Annotated in this window: 15 protein-coding genes; 10 read left to right on the top strand and 5 right to left on the bottom strand. The window is 63.3% G+C overall.

The window, feature by feature from the left end; genetic code table 11:
- Window positions 1-397 precede the first annotated feature (397 nt).
- The gene (locus K6M89_RS05760; protein WP_004675957.1) at window positions 398-607 is read left to right on the top strand and encodes a cold-shock protein; all 210 of its coding nucleotides are present in this window, start codon (window positions 398-400) and stop codon (window positions 605-607) included.
- Between the two features lie 539 nt (window positions 608-1,146).
- Here K6M89_RS05760 and K6M89_RS05765 read toward each other — a convergent pair.
- Complete coding sequence (locus tag K6M89_RS05765; RefSeq protein WP_222138738.1) at window positions 1,147-1,644, bottom strand: MarR family winged helix-turn-helix transcriptional regulator; 498 nt, start codon at window positions 1,642-1,644, stop codon at window positions 1,147-1,149.
- Between the two features lie 58 nt (window positions 1,645-1,702).
- Here K6M89_RS05765 and K6M89_RS05770 point away from each other — a divergent pair, with 58 nt between their 5' ends.
- Together K6M89_RS05770 and K6M89_RS05775 are read left to right on the top strand one after the other, a co-directional pair.
- Window positions 1,703-2,107: a GFA family protein gene (locus tag K6M89_RS05770; RefSeq protein ID WP_222138739.1), complete on the top strand. Its 405-nt coding sequence runs from the start codon at window positions 1,703-1,705 to the stop codon at window positions 2,105-2,107.
- Window positions 2,108-2,212: 105 nt separating this feature from the next.
- Complete coding sequence (locus K6M89_RS05775; RefSeq protein WP_222138740.1) at window positions 2,213-2,656, top strand: nuclear transport factor 2 family protein; 444 nt, start codon at window positions 2,213-2,215, stop codon at window positions 2,654-2,656.
- Between the two features lie 15 nt (window positions 2,657-2,671).
- Here K6M89_RS05775 and K6M89_RS05780 read toward each other — a convergent pair whose 3' ends face one another.
- Window positions 2,672-3,874 carry an MFS transporter gene (locus K6M89_RS05780; protein WP_222138741.1) on the bottom strand — a complete coding sequence of 401 codons (1,203 nt, stop codon included), beginning with the start codon at window positions 3,872-3,874 and terminating at the stop codon, window positions 2,672-2,674.
- 129 nt (window positions 3,875-4,003) lie between these two features.
- Here K6M89_RS05780 and K6M89_RS05785 point away from each other — a divergent pair, with 129 nt between their 5' ends.
- The gene (locus K6M89_RS05785; RefSeq protein ID WP_222138742.1) at window positions 4,004-4,561 is read left to right on the top strand and encodes a TetR/AcrR family transcriptional regulator; all 558 of its coding nucleotides are present in this window, start codon (window positions 4,004-4,006) and stop codon (window positions 4,559-4,561) included.
- Window positions 4,562-4,563: 2 nt separating this feature from the next.
- On the opposite strand, the gene K6M89_RS05790 is transcribed toward K6M89_RS05785, so the two are convergent.
- Window positions 4,564-8,067, bottom strand: a complete 3,504-nt coding sequence (locus tag K6M89_RS05790) for a PAS domain-containing hybrid sensor histidine kinase/response regulator (protein ID WP_222138743.1) — start codon at window positions 8,065-8,067, stop codon at window positions 4,564-4,566.
- Window positions 8,068-8,290: 223 nt separating this feature from the next.
- Here K6M89_RS05790 and mscL point away from each other — a divergent pair, with 223 nt between their 5' ends.
- The 5 genes from mscL (at window position 8,291) to K6M89_RS05815 (ending at window position 13,630) form a co-directional block, all read left to right on the top strand.
- Window positions 8,291-8,728, top strand: a complete 438-nt coding sequence (mscL, locus tag K6M89_RS05795; protein WP_097582428.1) for a large conductance mechanosensitive channel protein MscL — start codon at window positions 8,291-8,293, stop codon at window positions 8,726-8,728.
- A gap of 121 nt (window positions 8,729-8,849) precedes the next feature.
- Window positions 8,850-10,016: a pyridoxal phosphate-dependent aminotransferase gene (locus tag K6M89_RS05800; RefSeq protein ID WP_222138744.1), complete on the top strand. Its 1,167-nt coding sequence runs from the start codon at window positions 8,850-8,852 to the stop codon at window positions 10,014-10,016.
- A 208-nt stretch (window positions 10,017-10,224) separates the two neighbouring features.
- Window positions 10,225-11,259: a UDP-glucose 4-epimerase GalE gene (galE, locus tag K6M89_RS05805; protein WP_222138745.1), complete on the top strand. Its 1,035-nt coding sequence runs from the start codon at window positions 10,225-10,227 to the stop codon at window positions 11,257-11,259.
- A gap of 138 nt (window positions 11,260-11,397) precedes the next feature.
- Window positions 11,398-12,450, top strand: coding sequence for an enoyl-CoA hydratase/isomerase family protein (locus K6M89_RS05810; RefSeq protein WP_222138746.1), 1,053 nt, complete (start codon window positions 11,398-11,400; stop codon window positions 12,448-12,450).
- A gap of 244 nt (window positions 12,451-12,694) precedes the next feature.
- A complete protein-coding gene (locus K6M89_RS05815; RefSeq protein ID WP_097582436.1) occupies window positions 12,695-13,630 on the top strand; it encodes an MBL fold metallo-hydrolase in 936 nt (311 codons plus the stop codon).
- 173 nt (window positions 13,631-13,803) lie between these two features.
- Here K6M89_RS05815 and K6M89_RS05820 read toward each other — a convergent pair whose 3' ends face one another.
- Both K6M89_RS05820 and K6M89_RS05825 read right to left on the bottom strand, forming a co-directional pair.
- On the bottom strand, window positions 13,804-15,864 hold the full coding sequence (locus K6M89_RS05820; protein ID WP_222138747.1) for an ATP-dependent helicase: 2,061 nt from the start codon (window positions 15,862-15,864) through the stop codon (window positions 13,804-13,806).
- Between the two features lie 102 nt (window positions 15,865-15,966).
- Window positions 15,967-16,233 (bottom strand): hypothetical protein, encoded by a 267-nt coding sequence (locus K6M89_RS05825; protein WP_222139026.1) that lies wholly within the window; start codon window positions 16,231-16,233, stop codon window positions 15,967-15,969.
- Between the two features lie 176 nt (window positions 16,234-16,409).
- Here K6M89_RS05825 and K6M89_RS05830 point away from each other — a divergent pair, with 176 nt between their 5' ends.
- On the top strand, window positions 16,410-16,670 hold the full coding sequence (locus K6M89_RS05830) for a BON domain-containing protein (protein WP_222138748.1): 261 nt from the start codon (window positions 16,410-16,412) through the stop codon (window positions 16,668-16,670).
- Window positions 16,671-16,675 lie beyond the last annotated feature (5 nt).

Here is a 16,675-nt window from a genome sequence, read left to right on the forward strand (position 1 = left end):
CCTGCCGGGCATCTCCCCCACAGGCGGGGAGATCACAAGTGGCGAAACTTTCCCGTCCCTCGACGGTTTCGCCCACGCTGTGGCGCTAGTTGTTTGGGGAAGCCAGCAAGCCCAAGCCAATCTCCCCACCTGTGGGGAGATGCCCGGCAGGGCAGGGGGGGCGGCCACGGTACGACGTTCAAAAAATGTTCCACCAAGCTGAACTCGACTTTTCCGTGTTGCGGCCTTGTCACGGACACAATTCCCGATTAAACGTTCTCACATCGATCTTGCTAGATGAACTTTGAAACGGCGTTCGCGTCGTTCCTGGCGACTTTCCTCCAAAATCGGTTTTCATCGCCGCTTGGGCTGTGCTCGGGCTGCAATCTTCTATGAGCGATTCGAAAAGGATATCGTCATGAACACAGGTACCGTTAAGTGGTTCAACGCAACCAAGGGCTTCGGCTTCATTCAGCCGGATGACGGCGCTGCCGACGTTTTCGTCCACATCTCGGCCGTTGAGCGCGCCGGCATGCGTGACCTCAAGGACGGCCAGAAGCTGTCTTACGAGCTCGTCCGCGACAACAAGTCCGGCAAGATGTCGGCAGACCGCCTCCAGGCGGCCTGAGCCATTACAGCGCCGCGCGTCCTTTTAGACGCGCAAAGGACGCTGTAACACTTTGACTTGCTGCATAATTTTGTCCTTAAATCGATTCCGATTTAAGGAATTATGCAGGAAGGCTTTGAATATCATCTCCGGACCGTGACCACGGATGTACTGGCACGGTTCGTCGAGATGGCAGGGAAGGTCGGGTTAGCCCGGCCTTTTTTTGTGTCTGGCTGGTCGCTGTGTTCGCGGGCAAAAGCGACAAAGTCTTGCGTTGTGCCGCAGCGCCCCCCTCTGGCCTGCCGGCCATCTCCCCCACAGGTGGGGAGATCGGCAAGCAGCCTGATCACCGGACCTCGCTAGCGTCTTGCCGTACGGACAGGTAGGGGAAGCCAGCGCGCCCAGCCAATCTCCCCACCTGTGGGGGTCCGAAGGACGGGTCGAGACCCGTGGCTCGACCCGGGCCTGGCAGGGGGCGGCCACGGCACGACCTTAACGAATCTTTCGCCAAACTGAATGCGTCGTTGGCGACAACATGCCTCGCAAGACGGGTAAGCCGCTCAACCTCCGGACCCGTCACCCTCCAGCATCCCCATCACCCGCGCCATCACCGCCCGCGCCGCATCGAGTTCAGACGATGTAAACGCGGCGCCGAGCCCATCCGCCCATCCGGCCTGCGCCACCTCGATCACCCCCAGCCGTGCCGCCCCTTCCGCCGTCAGCCGCACCAGCTTCGCCCGCTGGTGCTGCGGGTTGTCGGCATAGGCGATCAGCCCTTCGCTCTCCAGCACGTCGGCAAGCCGTTGCACACCCTGGCGGGCGAGGCCCAGCGCCCGGGCGATCTGCGCCACCGACATGTCGCCGCGCCTTGCCGCCGCCAGCACCTGCCAGCGCGCGCTCGTCTGTCCAGCGGGCTTTGCCAGCCGGTCGCCGGCCGCCGTCAGATGGCCGGCGAGACGAAGGGCCGTGATCGCGAAAGCGGAAAAGGCATCCCCTTCCATCGTTCGCTCTGGTCGATTCTGTTTGACAATATGTTGTCGATTCTGTATCTCATCCATAGTGACAACACATTGTCATATGCCGATGGCTGATGCAACGCCGAAGGAGGAGCGCACCGTGAAGAAGACCTACAAGGGAAGCTGCCATTGCGGCAATGTGCACTACGAGGTGGACATCGACCTCGAAGCAGGCACCTGCCGGTGCAATTGCTCGATCTGCGCCAAACGGCGCTATTGGGGCGCCAACGTCAAGCCGGAGGATTTCCGGCTGATGTGCGACGAGGCGGAGATGTCAGACTACCAGTTCAACACGATGAGCGGCCATCACCGCTTCTGCCGCACCTGCGGCGTGCCTGCCTTCGGCGACGGTTATGTCGAGGCGATCGGTGGAGCCTATGTCTCGATCAACATCGCTTGCCTCGACGATATCACCCCTGAGGAACTGGCGGCCTTGCCCGTCCGTTATTCCGACGGCAGGCACGATGCCTGGTGGAACGAGCCGGCGGTGACGAGTTATCTCTGAAGCAATTCCGACGGTCTTGCGTCCGCAATTGCGCTAGCGGAATGCGCGCTTGTCGGATCGTCGTCCTCCCGTTCGTCCTCTGTCCATTGCGAAAGGAGAACGACCGTGAACGATGAAGCCAATGCCAGGCACGAAGAAGAGGCAATCATCGCCATGCTGATGATGCGGGCCAAGGCGCTCGGCGAAAAGAACGCCGCGGAGGCGCTTTCCTATGAGGCCGAGGATTCCGTCGAATTTTCGCTGGCGCCGCCGCTCGTCTCCACCGGCAAGGACGAGGCGGGTCTGCAGGCGTGGTTCGACACGTGGGAAGGCCCGATCGGCGGCGAAGTGCGCGATGCCAAATTGACGGTCGGCGGCGATGTCGCCTTCTGGAGCGGTCTCCTGCGCATGATCGGGACCAAGACCGATGGCACCGAGGTCGACCTCTGGTTCCGCCAGACCCTCGGCCTCGTCAAAAAAGACGGGCATTGGATCGTCGCTCACCAGCATGCCTCGGTGCCCTTCGCCATGGATGGCAGCGGCCGCGCATTGCTCGATCTTAAGCCGTGACGTGGACCTCGGATGTCAGGCCGCATTCTCCGCCGTCTTTCGACGGCCGGCGCGCACTCCCATGATCCCGACGCCCATCAATAGCAGGATCACAGTCGCATAGATATCGGTCGTCAGGCCATAGCCGGCCGATTTCGCCAGGAAGCCGGCAAGGATCGCCGGCAGGCTGAAGGCGAGATAGCTCTGGACGTAGAAGGCGGCAAGCAGGCCGGCGCGCTCGTCCGCTTTGGCGAGCGGCATGATGGTGCCGATCGCGCCGAGGAAATTGGTGCCGAAACCGGCGCCGGTGAAGACAGTGCCGATCAGCAGCAGCGGCACATTGGCAAGATGCACGCCGGCGACAACCGTCAGGATGCCGAGCGTCTTGGCCGACACGCCGAAACCGAGATTGGCCGATGCCGTCTTGCCGCGCCTGAGATAGACGGCGATCGCGCCGCTCACCATCAGCGCGGTCACGACAGCCCCGCCCGTCAGCGGCGCGCGGCTGCCGGTCGTGCTGGCGACCAGCGACGGCACCAGCGAAAGGTAGAAGCCGGCGAGCGTCCAGTTGGCGATGTTGATCGGCGTCACCAGCGAGAGCGGCCGTTTGACCTGCGGGGGAATGGCGACCCTGGGGATCAGCGAGCCGAGGGCGCCCGGCCGCCTGCCGCCGGTCTCGCGGGTCAGCCAGATGGCGGCTGCCAGCAGCGTGAAGGCAAAAAGCAGCAGCGCATAAATGAGGTGCATCGGATAAGGGCCATATTGGATCAGCGCGCTGGTGCCGACCGCGCCGACCGCCATGCCGCAAAGCGGCGCGATCGAATTGACGATCTGCCCCTTGGCCCGGTCGACATCGACGAGAGCGGCGCCGAGCGAGGCGCCGGCAATCCCGGTCGCAACACCCTGCACGATCCGCGCCGCGATCAGCCAGCCGGGGCCGCTGGCGACGACGAAGAGGCCCATGGCGGCGATTTCGAGCACGAGGGCGAAAAAGATCACCGGTTTGCGGCCGAGATGGTCGGAGATCGAACCGGCGGTCAAAAGTGCTGCTAGCAGCGCGAAGGCGTAGACGGCGAAGACCACGGTGATCAGCACCGGCGAGAGCGAGAAGTTCTCCTGATAAATCCGGTAGAGCGGCGTCGGCGCGGCGGATGCGCCGAAGAAGGTGGCGAGCGTCAGCGCATGAAAACCGATCGAGGGGCGCGGCGCATTCTCTGTGGATTTGGCTGCTGCGACCATATATAAGCCCCTTAAAGCTAAGCCGTTGCGTTAGCTCCATGTAGGGCGAATGCATCGTAAAGGCAAATTATTTGCGTTTATGGTTCTGTCAAAGATTTTGAACCATAAGTGTTGGGGGCGGGCGCAGGAATGGCAGCGAAAGAGAATCTCCGGCCGGGCGGTAGAAGCGCCCGGGTTCAGGCCTCGGTGCACAAGGCTGTCCGCGAGCTGCTGGCCGAGACGAACCGCTTCGAGGTGACGATCCCGTTGATCGCCGCCAGGGCGGGTGTGACGCCGTCGACGATCTATCGCCGCTGGGGTGACCTGCAGGAGCTTCTCGCCGACGTTGCCGTCGAGCGGCTGCGCCCGGATATGCAGCCGGTCGATGCCGGCAGCGGCAAAGCCGATCTCGAAGCCTGGGCCGAGCAATATGCCGAGGAAATGTCCTCCGGGCCGGGCCGCGAGATGATCCGCGACGTGTTGGCGGCGCAGGCAGGCGCAAATGCCTGCAAATGCTGCGAATATACCCGCCAGCAGATCGTCGTCATCGCCGAGAGAGCAAAGGCGCGCGGTGAGGCGTTTCCCGATGTCGACCGCGCCATGGATGAGCTCGTGGCGCCGATCATGTATCGCATCCTGTTCGGCGACGTGCCGGATGTCGCGCGGGTGCGCGCCCTGGTGGCGCGTGCCATGCAATCTGCGAACTGATCCTACTCCGCGGCCGCGCGTTTCAACCCGGAAATCTGGGTGATATAGGCGCGCAGGGCTGCTGGCCGCACCGGCTTGTGCTGAACGGCGATGTCGTGCCGCTCGGCCTCGCCGCGCACCTCCGGCGTGCGGTCGGCGGTCACAAGCAACGCGGGGATATCGGCGCCGAACTGCCGGCGCAGATGCAGGATCGCGGCAATGCCGGTTCCGTCGTCGAGATGATAATCGGCAATGGCGAGATCCGGCGGTCCGTCACGGCCGTCGCCTGCGATCACATCGGCCAGGCAATGCACCGCCGTCACCTCGCAGCCCCAGCCGCTCAGCAGCAACCGCATGCCCTCGAGAATTTTCGGCTCGTTGTCGATGCACAGCACCTTCAGCCCCTTGAGCGGCTGTGACGGCCGGTCGGCAGGCGCGATGGCCGCGACGGCCTCGGCCGGGCGCGAGATGTCGAGCGGTATGGCGATGCGGAATTCCGTGCCCCTGCCATGCGTCGACTGCAGCTCGACCGGATGGTTGAGCACGCGGGCGATGCGATCGACGATCGAAAGGCCGAGCCCGAGACCGGAAGCGGTTTTCGCCCCTTCGTCCAGCCGCGCGAATTCCTTGAACACGGTGCGGAATTTCGACGGCGGAATGCCGATGCCGGAATCGATCACCTGGATGATCACCTGATTGCCACGCCGCCGCGCCCCGACCAGCACCTTGCCGGTGATCGTGTATTTGATGGCGTTGGAAACGAGGTTCTGCACAAGCCGGCGCAGAAGGTTGGGGTCGGAGCGGACGCGCAGCGACGTCGGCATCACCACCAGCTTCAGCTGTTTTTCCCGGGCGATTGGCGCGAAATCGGTCTCAATCCGCTCCAAGAGGTCGGAAAGCGCGACGGAGGCGAGCCGCGGCCGCATGGCGCCGGTATCGAGTCTGGAGATATCGAGCACGGCGCCGAGAATGGTTTCGACCGATTCCAGCGCCGAATCGATGTTGCGCACGATCGAGCTGTTGTCCGATTGCGCCATGCGTTCCACCAGTGCGGAGGAATAGAGCCTGGCGGCGTTGAGCGGCTGCAGGATGTCGTGGCCGGCGGCGGCGAAGAAGCGGGTCTTGCCAATGTTCGCCTCGTCGGCAGCGGCCCGCGCCTCGGCGAGTTGGCGGTTGACGCGGGTAAGCTCGGCCGTGCGTTCGGCGACGCGCTGCTCCAGCGTCTCGTTCGCCTGCTTCAGCGCCTGGTCGGCGTTGACGCGCTGGGTGATGTCGGTGAAGGTGGCGACGATGCCCTTGTCGGGCATGGCGTTGGAGCGCACCTCGATGATCCGCTCGCCGCCGCCGAGCACCAGCGAGAAGGGCTTGTCGAGCGTCAGGAAGTGCCGCACTGTCTGCTGCTGATCGCCGGGCGCGATGTCGCCGCGCTGGCTGAGAATGGTGACGATATCGGAGAGGGGAAAGCCGACCTGGCCGGCATTCTCAGGCAGATCGAGCAATTGCCGGAAGCGCCGGTTCCAGATGGTCAGCCGGTTGGAACTGTCGAAGACGGCAATGCCCTGGTCCATCTGCGACAGCGCGGTCTGCAGCATGTCCTGGTTATATTGCAGCGCCTCGCTCGCCTGGTCGAGCAGCCAGGCGGTGTCGGAAGAGGCATCCTCGATCTTCTGCAGAATCAGCGACAGCACCAGGCGGGCCGAGGATGAGCCGATGGCGCTGCCGAGCAGCTGTTCGCTGAAATGGATCAGCGCCATGTCGGCCGGCTGTTCGTCCTCCAGCTTGCGGCCGGAGCTTTGCTCATAGGTCGTCAACGAGCGCTGCATGCGCTCCTCGCCGAGATAACGCGAGATCGCCGCCTTGAGGTCGCCGACGCTGATGCGGGTCTTCCAGCCGCGCGTGGCAAATTGCGAGCGCGAATGCCGCTTGACGAAGATGCCGGCCTGGATGCGTTCCAGCGGCCTGGCATTGCGGGTGAGCGAGCCGACGATGACGAAGGCGGTATTGACGAGCAGGCTCATCACTGTCGCATTGACCAGCGGATCGGCGTCGGGCGCGGTAAACAGCGTCGCGCCGGGGAAGATGAAGCCGAGCACGGCGCTTGCCACATAGGAATAATCGGGGCCGCCGAGCGAGGGCAGGAACAGCAGATAGACCCAGATGACGAAGCCGGACGTCAGCCCGAGGATGGCGCCGCGCGCATTCGCCCGCCGCCAGATCAGCCCGCCGAACAGGGCAGGGGCGATCTGCGCGATCGCGGCGAAGGAGAGAAGGCCGATCGAGGCAAGGCCGGCCGTGCTGTCGGTCGAGCGGTAATAGGCATAGCCGAACAGCAGCACGGCGAAGATGGCGCTGCGGCGAATGTTGAGCAGCGTCTTGGCGAAGTCGTCGCGCTGGCCGGTGCGGCCGGCGAGTTTGCGCCTGAGGAAGATCGGCATGATGATGTCGTTCGACACCATGATCGACAGCGCCACGGAATCGACGATGACCATCGCCGTTGCGGCAGAAAAGCCGCCGATGAAGGTGATCAGCGTGACCACAGGCATCTCGCCGGCCAGCGGCAGCGACAGCATGTAGAAATCAGCATTGCCGGCGCCGCCGAAGGTCAGCAACCCGCCGATCGCCACCGGCAGTACGAAGAGATTGATCGCGACGAGATAGGTGGGAAACAGGAAGCCCGCGAGTTTCAGCTGTTTCGCCGTCCGGTTTTCCACGACCGTTACGTGGAATTGTCGCGGCAGCAGGATGATGGCGAAAGCCGACAGCATGATCAGGGTGATCCAGCGGCTGATCGGCGTATGGTAATTCAGCGCCGACATGACCAAGTCGTCGCTGACGGTCTTCTGCCAGAGATCGGCGGGACCGTCGAAGAGAAACCAGATGACGCAGACGCCGGCCGTCAGGAAGGCGACGAGCTTGACCACCGATTCCATCGAAACGGCGAGGATGAGGCCGTCCTGGTGTTCCGTCGCATCCGTATGCCGCGTGCCGAACATGATGGCGAAGCAGGCAAGCACCAGCGTCGCGGCGAGCGGCAGGTCGAGGAAGTAGAGATTGCCGCTGCCGATGCCGTAATCGGACGGATTGACCATGGCGCTGACGGTGCTGGAGATCGCCTTCAGCTGCAGCGCGATATAGGGAATGGTGCCGATCAGCGAGATCAGCGCGACGATGGTGGCGACCGTCGGGTTCTTGCCGTAGCGCGCGGCGACGAAATCGGCGACCGAGGTGAGTTTCTCCGCCTTGGCAAGCTCGATGATGCGGCGAAGCAGCGGCATGCCGAGGGTGAAGACCAGAATGGGACCGATATAGATGCCGGCAAATTCCAGGCCGCGTTGCGCGGCAAGCCCGACGCTGCCGAAATAGGTCCAGGAGGTGCAGTAGATCGCCAGGCTCAGCGCATAGACGACGGGCCATCCGCCTTCCAGCGCACCCGGGCCGCGGTTCTTGCGGTCGCCATAGCTGGCCACGGCGAAAAGCAGCAGCAGATAGCCGAAGGCAGACGCGAATATGACCCAGCCTGGAAGCATTGACTCTCCGCCGGCGAGAAGCCGCCGGCACCTCCCGCAATGCAGGTGAGCTTAAGTCATTTCAGGAGCCTTGAAAATTCCCGCCCGTCTACGCCTTAAGTCAAAGGCTGCACGCGGGAGTTCGGCCCGATTATTGCGATTTGCAATTGATTAATTGCAATGAAGATGTAGCTAATGAAAACAACTGCATATCTCTGAAATGGATCGAAGGGAGACGGATCGGATGCTCAACGAGTTCAAGGCGTTTATCGCCCGCGGCAATGTCATGGATCTTGCAGTCGGCGTCATCATCGGCGGCGCCTTCGGCGGCATCGTCAAATCTTTGGTCGATGACCTTATCATGCCGATCGTCGGCGCCATTATGGGCGGCTTCGATTTTTCGAATTACTTCCTGCCACTGTCCTCGGCCGTCAACGCGCCCACACTTGCCGCCGCCCGTGCCCAGGGCGCGGTCTTCGCCTATGGCAGCTTCCTCACCGTGCTCATCAACTTCCTGATTCTGGCCTGGATCATCTTCCTGATGGTCAAGGGCGTGAACTATCTGCGCCTGCAGGTCGAGCGCCAGGAAAAGGCCGCACCGGAAGAGCTGCCACCACCGCCGGCGGATGTTCAGCTGCTGACGGAGATCCGCGATCTCCTCGCCACGCGCCCGGCGGCCTGACCGGGCCTGCGGCCCGCCGATCCCGCCGGCCGCATCCATCACCAAAATCGATATGCCATCACTCGATATCATGGGATTTGCCGGCATAAATCTTCTATGAAGGCGGAAACCGGAGATATGCATGTCGATCATGAACAGCCTCAGCCCGCGCGCCCTGGCGGCGCCCGAAAGCGGGATCGTCGAAGTCGTCAATTATGCCCGCGGCCGGCAAGGCCTGCTGCCGCTCTGGGTGGGTGAAGGTGATCTGCCGACGCCCGATTTCATCAGCGGGGCGGCGATGGCGGCTCTTGCTTCAGGCGATACCTTCTATACCTGGCAGCGCGGCATTCCCGAGCTTCGCCGGGCGCTGTCGGATTATTACTTCAGGCATTTTTCCGTCCGCCTGCCGGTCGAGCATTTCTATGTCACCGGCTCCGGCATGCAGGCGATCCAGATCTCCGTGCAGGCGCTGACCTCGCCCGGCGACGAATTCGTCTATCTCACCCCGGCCTGGCCGAATATCGCCGCCGCGCTTGAAATCGCCGGCGCGCGCGCCGTCGGCGTCGAACTGCAGTTCGAGGGCGGCAGTTGGGGGCTCGATCTCGACCGCCTCGCAGCCGCGATCACGCCAAAGACCCGGGGTCTTTTCATCAATACGCCCTCGAACCCGACCGGGTGGACCGCGACCCAAAAGGATCTCGGCGAAATCCTCGCCCTTGCCCGCAAACATGATCTCTGGATCATGGCGGATGAAATCTACGCGCTCTATCACTTTGCCGGCGGCCGCGCGCCCTCCTTCCTCGACATCATGGAAGAGGGCGACAAGATCATCTTCGTCAATTCCTTCTCGAAGAACTGGTCGATGACCGGTTGGCGCGTCGGCTGGATCGTCGCTCCGCCCGAGATGGGGCAGGTGCTCGAAAACCTCATCCAATATTCGACGTCGGGCGTGGCGCAGTTCATGCAAAAGGGCGCCGTCGCGGCGCTCGATCAAGGCGACGATTTCGTGCGCGCCAACATCGCCAAGGCCGCCCGTTCCCGCGACATCCTCTGCGATGCGCTGATTGCCACCAACCGCGTCGAGACGCTGAAGCCGGACGGCGCGCTCTATGCCTTCCTGAAGATCGACGGGGTTACCGACAGCCGCAGGGCCGCCATCGACATCGTCGACAAGACGGGCGTCGGTCTCGCCCCCGGAACCGCTTTCGGCGCCGGCGGCGAGCTGTTCCTGCGCGCCTGTTTCCTGCGCGACCCCGGCCAGATAGCGGTCGCTGCCGAGCGTCTCTGCGATTATATCGTCAAACTCTGAGAGGGCCGGCGAGGACGCGCGCCGGGCCGATTTTGCGCCGGAACGGCCGGATCGCTAAAACTTGAGCAAAGCCCGAAATCGGCCTCTAACCACGACTCCAAACATAAGCGTTGAAAGGGTCCCGAACGGACCTGCGATAAGAAAATTGGAAAGAAAAACCGGCGCCTGATGCCCCTGCTTCTAAAAAGCGAAAGCAGGGGTGTGGGACATGGCGGTTTTGGTGACGGGCGGGGCCGGTTATATCGGCAGTCACATGGTTTGGGCGCTCATCGATGCGGGCGAGGACGTGGTCGTGCTCGACCGCCTCTCCACCGGCTTTCGCTGGGCCGTGGCGCCGGCGGCGCGTTTCTACCTCGGCGACATTGCCGATCCCGACATCTTGAAGAAGATCTTCATCGAAAACGACATCGAGGCGATCATCCATTTCGCCGGCTCCGCCGTCGTCCCGGTCTCGGTCGCCGATCCGCTTTCCTATTACGACAACAACTCCGGCAAGACCCGGGCGCTTCTCTCCGCCTCGATCAAGGCCGGCATCCGCAATTTCGTCTTTTCGTCGACGGCGGCCGTCTACGGTCAGCAGCAGAACGACCTGCCGGTGAAGGAGAATGCCTCCCTCAATCCGGAAAATCCCTACGGCCAGTCGAAGCTGATGACCGAATTCATGCTGCGCGATGCCGCCGCCGCCTATGATTTCAATTATGTCGCGCTCCGCTATTTCAACGTCGCCGGCGCCGACCCCAATCACCGCACCGGCCAGTCGACCGCAGGCGCCACGCATCTGATCAAGGTCGCCTGCGAGGCAGCACTCGGCAAACGCGACAGCGTCCATGTCTATGGCATCGACTATCCCACCCATGACGGCACCGGCGTGCGCGACTACATCCATGTCACCGATCTTGCCGATGCCCATCTGAAAGCACTGCAGCATCTGCGCAGGGACAAAGGCTCGCTCGTTGCCAATTGCGGTTATGGCAGCGGCTATTCGGTGCTCGACGTCTTGAACATGGTCACCCGCCTGCACGGGCATTCTTTCAAAATCCATATGGCGCCGCGCCGCCCCGGCGATTCGGCAAGCGTCGTCGCCGATGCTTCGCTCGCTCGCCAGGTGCTCGACTGGAAGCCCCGCCACGATTCGCTGGAAACCATCGTCCAGAGCTCGCTCGATTGGGAGCTCTTCCTGTCGAACAGAAATGTCGACGACCTGCACAGCATCCACCGGGCGCTTGCCGCCGCATCCTTCTGAACGGTGCGCGACGGCAGCCTGTTTACAGGCTTGCCGGAAATGCTCTGGAGCGATGCAGCATCGTCGTCTATGCATGGTTTCCAGCCTTTCCTGGGCAGAATGTCTGACCAGGAAAGGCTGGAACAGTGGAGGTGAACCATGCAGGACAGCGAAGTCATCATCGAGCGGCGAGGCGCTGCCGGCATCATCCGGCTCAACCGGCCGCGGGCGCTGAACAGCCTGACGCTGGCGATGATCCGGACGATCGCCGAGGCGCTTGACGGTTTTGCCCGCGATGCCGACGTGGCGATTGTCGTGGCAACAGGGGAAGGCGAACGCGGATTCTGCGCCGGCGGCGATATCCGCGCCCTACATGAGAGCGCCCGGGCCGGCGACGGCTTGGCCGGAACCTTCTGGCGCGAGGAATTCCGTCTCAACCATCAGATCGCCGTTTACCCCAAACCCTATGTCGCGCTGATGGACGGTATCACCATGGGCGGCGGCGTCGGCCTGTCCGCGCACGGCCGCCACCGCATCGTCACCGAGCGCACTCGTCTTGCCATGCCGGAAACCGGCATCGGCTACGTCCCCGACGTCGGCGCCACCTGGCTGCTGCCGAAGGCTCCCGGCGAGGCCGGGACATGGCTCGGCCTGACCGGGCTCGACATCGGCGCCGCCGACGCGATCCATGCCGGGCTCGCCGATCGTCAGATCGCCTCGTCGCGGCTGGCTGAGGTGATCGATGCGCTTTCGGGCCTGCCGCGCAACAGTTCGTCGATCGATGTCGATGCCCTGTTGCAGGCATTCTCGGAGCCTTCGAGAGAAAGCCCGCTGCGGCAGAACGCGGCGACGATCGATCGCGCATTTCGCTTCGACGGCGTCGAGGAGATCCTGGCGGCGCTGGCCGAGGAGCAGGGCGAATTCGCCGCCGAGACGCGCCGGGTGCTGCTGACGCGCTCGCCGACCAGCCTGAAGCTCGCTTTGCGGCTCTTGAGGGCCGGCCGGCGCAGCGCCTCGCTTGCAGAATGCCTCGGCCGCGAACTCGGCGCCTGTCTGCAGATGCTGGACAATCCGGATTTCTTCGAAGGCATCCGCGCTGCCGTCATCGACAAGGACCGCAATCCGAAATGGTCGCCGGCGTCAGTCGAGGCGGTGGAGACGGCAGCCGTCGAGCGCTTCCTGAAGCCGGCCGAACCGCCGCTTTTGCTCTGACGCTGTCGTCCTCTGAAGGCTGAATGCGCGGCACCATGCGGCGGGCGAGAGCCTCTGCTTCCTGATGCCAGCCTTTTCAACACCGAATCTTCGGCGTGACACGCCGAAACCGTAGGCCGGGCTGTGCTAAAGCCTAGCTTTCCCTCTCCTTTGATCTGATCGACCGTCAACCACGCTTCGGCATAGTGTCCGCGACGTGACCCCTAACCGACATCTCTCGATCACGAAAAAACAGGAGCGCATCATGTCGCAGGCAGAAGCAAAACCCCGTACGACTGAGCAGGAGCCTGGCAGGCCGAAGCCCGAAGAATTGGTTCCGTCGCGCTATGCGGTGCGGATCGGCGAAATTGAAGTGCTGATCATCAGCGATGGCGTTTTGCCGCTCCCGACGACGATGTTGGGACACAACGCCGACGCGGCTGACCGGGCAGTCTGGCTGGACGATATGTTCCTGCCGCGAGACGCTTTCGACTGGGCGTTGAACGTGGTTCTCGTTCGCAGTGGCGGGCAGACCATCCTCATTGACGCGGGGCTGGGCTTGGATCCGGACTTGAACTTGCCGCGCGCCGGGCAGTTGATCAAGCGACTGGAGGGCGCCGGCATCGATCTGGCATCCGTGACCGACGTGGTGCTGACCCACTTGCACATGGATCACATCGGCGGGCTGCTGGTCGATGGCGTGAAGGACCGGTTGCGTGCTGATCTTAGGATCCACGTGGCGGCTGCAGAGGCCAAGTTCTGGGAGGCGCCCGATTTCAGCCACGTGTCCATGCCGCCCGGCTTTCCGGATGCGCTTCGGGCAACGGCAAAGCGGTTCCTCAGCGAGTACGGCAGCCATCTCAAGCTGTTCGACGAGCGATCCGAAGTGGCGCCGGGTGTGATCGTTCAACGCACCGGCGGCCACACTCCCGGACATAGCGTGGTCCGGCTGGCATCCGGCGGTGACCGCCTGACATTCGCCGGCGATGCCGTGTTCGCCGTCGGGTTCGAGCACCCCGACTGGTACAATGGTTTCGAACACGATCCCGAGGAGGCCGCTCGCGTTCGCATCGATCTTCTCAGGGAGCTAGCGGCGAACGGCGAACAGCTGGTGGCCACCCATCTGCCGTTCCCGTCGGTCGGCCGGGTGGCGGTCGACGGTGAGGTCTTCCGTTGGGTGCCGGTGTTCTGGGACTACTGAGCGCCTGCCAGGTCAGGGCCGAACGAAAGCGCGTCGCATGGATCGGATTCCGTGCGGCGCTCAGAGCATGATGCCGAAAAGTGTGAGCGGTTTTCGGGCGACATCATGCTCTAACTCTTTAATTCAGAACAGGATTCAGATTTTAGGCCGACCGGGCCTAAAATCATCCTGTTCTAGCGCCACATGCCGCGCATGCGGGCGCCGACATCGATGCGCACCTGCCGCGCCTGCGCCTGGGCGGCGGCATCCGATTTCACCTGCGGCCAGCTGCAGGCCTCGAAGAATTGCAGCAGGGTCGCCGGAATGAAGCGGCTGCGCGACGCATAGACATGCCGGTCGCCCTGGGCGTTCTGCCCATAGGTGAAGAAGCGCTGCGGCACGACGAGGTCGAGACCGTCGCGGGCGCGCGTCATCGCCACATAGAGCAGCCGGCGCTCCTCCTCGATTTCGGCGGTGGCGCCGACGGCAAGATCGCTCGGAATGCAGCCGTCGACGACGTTCAGCATGAAGACCCTCGTCCATTCCTGGCCTTTGGCCGAATGGATGGTCGACAGAATGAGATAGTCCTCGTCGAGCAGCGGCACGCCGGCCTGGTCGCTGGTCGCATCCGGCGGATCGAGCGTGAGTTCGGTGAGGAAACGCTCGCGCGAGGCATAACCACCGGCAATCTGCTCGAGCTGTAACAGATCGGCCTGCCGCGTTGCCGCGTCCTCATGCAGCCGTTCCAAATGCGGCGCGTACCATTGCCGCGCCAGCTCGATTTCCGCCGGCCAGCCGGCCTTGCCGGATTTCATCTCCTGGAGCATGGCAACGAATGCCGTCCAGTCCTCGCCGCAGCGCGGCGGCGCCGGCATGGCGGCGAGCGCCGTCAGCGGGCTCGCATCCTCGGCCATCAGGTCGAGCGCCTTCTGCGCCGTCGACGGCCCGACGCCAGGCAGGATCTGCATCAGCCGGAAGCCCGCCACCCGATCGCGCGGATTCTGCGCGAAGCGAAGGGCGGCCAGCATGTCCTTGACATGCGCACTGTCGAGAAATTTCAGCCCGCCGAACTTGACGAAGGGAATGTTGCGCCGGGTCAGCTCGACCTCCAGCGGCCCGCTGTGATGCGAGGCGCGGAACAGCACCGCCTGCTGCTTGAGCTTGAGGCCCTCCTCGCGATTGTCGAGCACCTTGTCGGCAACGTAACGCGCTTGCTCGGCCTCGTCGCGCACCGTCACGAGGCGCGGCCGCTCGGCCGATTGCCGCTCGGTCCAGAGATTCTTGGTGAAGCGCTCCGAGGCGAGATCGATGACGGCGTTGGCCGCCGCCAGGATCGGCTGCGTCGAGCGGTAATTGCGGTCGAGCGTGACGATGTTGGCGGCCGGGCTGAAGGCGGCGGGAAAATCGAGGATGTTGCGCACCGTCGCTGCGCGGAAGGAATAGATCGACTGCGCATCGTCGCCGACGACGGTCAGTCCCCGACCGCCGGGCTTCAGCGCCATCAGGATCGAGGCCTGCAGCCGGTTGGTGTCCTGATATTCGTCGACCAGCACATGGTCGAAACGGCTGCCGATATCCTCGGCGATCACGCTCTCGCCCACCATCTGCGCCCAGTAGAGCAGAAGGTCGTCGTAATCGAGCACATTCTGGCTCTGCTTGGCCTCGACATAGCAGGCAAAAAGCTCGCGCAGCTGCTTTTCCCAGGCCGCGCACCAGGGAAAGGCGTCGCGCAGCACCTGGTCGAGCGCCGTCTCTGAATTCACTGCCCTGGAATAAATGGCAAGGCAGGTGCCTTTGGCCGGAAAGCGGCTTTCCGTCTTGGAGAAGCCGAGATCGTGCCGGATCAGGTTCATCAGGTCAGCGCTGTCTTCGCGGTCATGGATGGTGAAATCGGCATCGAGGCCGATATGCTGGGCATAGTCGCGCAGCAGCCGGGCGCCGATGCCGTGGAAGGTGCCGGACCAATGAAGCGCATCGGCCATGACGCCGGCATTCGAACCGAGCACGTCGCGGCAGATGCGCTCGACGCGCCGCGCCATTTCGGCGGCCGCCCGGCGCGAGAAGGTCATCAGCAGGATGCGGCGGGGATCGGCGCCCTTGACGATCAGATGGGCGACCCGATGCGCCAAGGTATTCGTCTTGCCGGAACCGGCGCCGGCGATGACCAGCAGCGGCCCGGCAATATGGCTGCCGTCGGTGAGCGTGCCGTGCTCGACGGCCATGCGTTGCTGGGGATTGAGCTTTTCGAGATACATCCAGCCGTCCGGTCGGGCTCTCGCAGAATCACTGCGAGAAGATTAGATGTTCCTTGAATGTTCGCGATTTCAGCCGCTGTCAAGCCTGGAACGGCGCAAGTCTCATTCGGGGAAATCCGGCCCCACCACGCGGCGCACCAGCTTTAGGCTGCGGTCCGGCTGAAGAATATAGGTTTCCTCCACGCGCTGGCCGCTGTCGTTGTAGAACTGATTGTAGACGGCGCTGCCGACCGGCGATTTGGTGAGCTTCGTCCGCGGCTGGCCGCCATAGGTGATGCTGCCGGGAATGGGTTCCAGCGCCGGGCTGTCGGCCGAGGAGCAGCCGGTCAGCAATGCTGCGGCAAACAAGGCGGGCATCAGCACTTTCATCGTCGTCATCCCTCTTTCGACTGCAGCCAGATATGGAAGCCGCAGCAGCGTCCGCCAAGGGTGGGACAAGCCTGGCCCGCAGAAATCACGCGCGAATATCCCGTCGAGACCGGCGGACCGCAACGAAAACCCCGTTGCGGCGTTAACCTGGATATACCAACTCAGGAGACGCTTAAGTGATCGGGTTTCCTGTATTCCCCGACCATGACGAACCCGGCCGACAAGGCCATGGCGAGGCGGCGACACGCGCTTCGGTCGAGAGCGCTCTCCATGCAGCCGATGATCTCGACGCTGAGGAAATCACCGTCAGCATGCTTGGTTCCTATGTCATCCTCGAAGGTTTCGTGCGCCGGCATGGCGATGTCGAACGAGCGGTCGCGATCGCCGAAAGCGTCGTCGGCCAAGGCTCTGTGCATAGCCGCCTATTGCGGCGCTGAGGGAA

Source organism: Rhizobium croatiense (genome assembly GCF_019793465.1).
Taxonomy (GTDB): domain Bacteria; phylum Pseudomonadota; class Alphaproteobacteria; order Rhizobiales; family Rhizobiaceae; genus Rhizobium; species Rhizobium croatiense.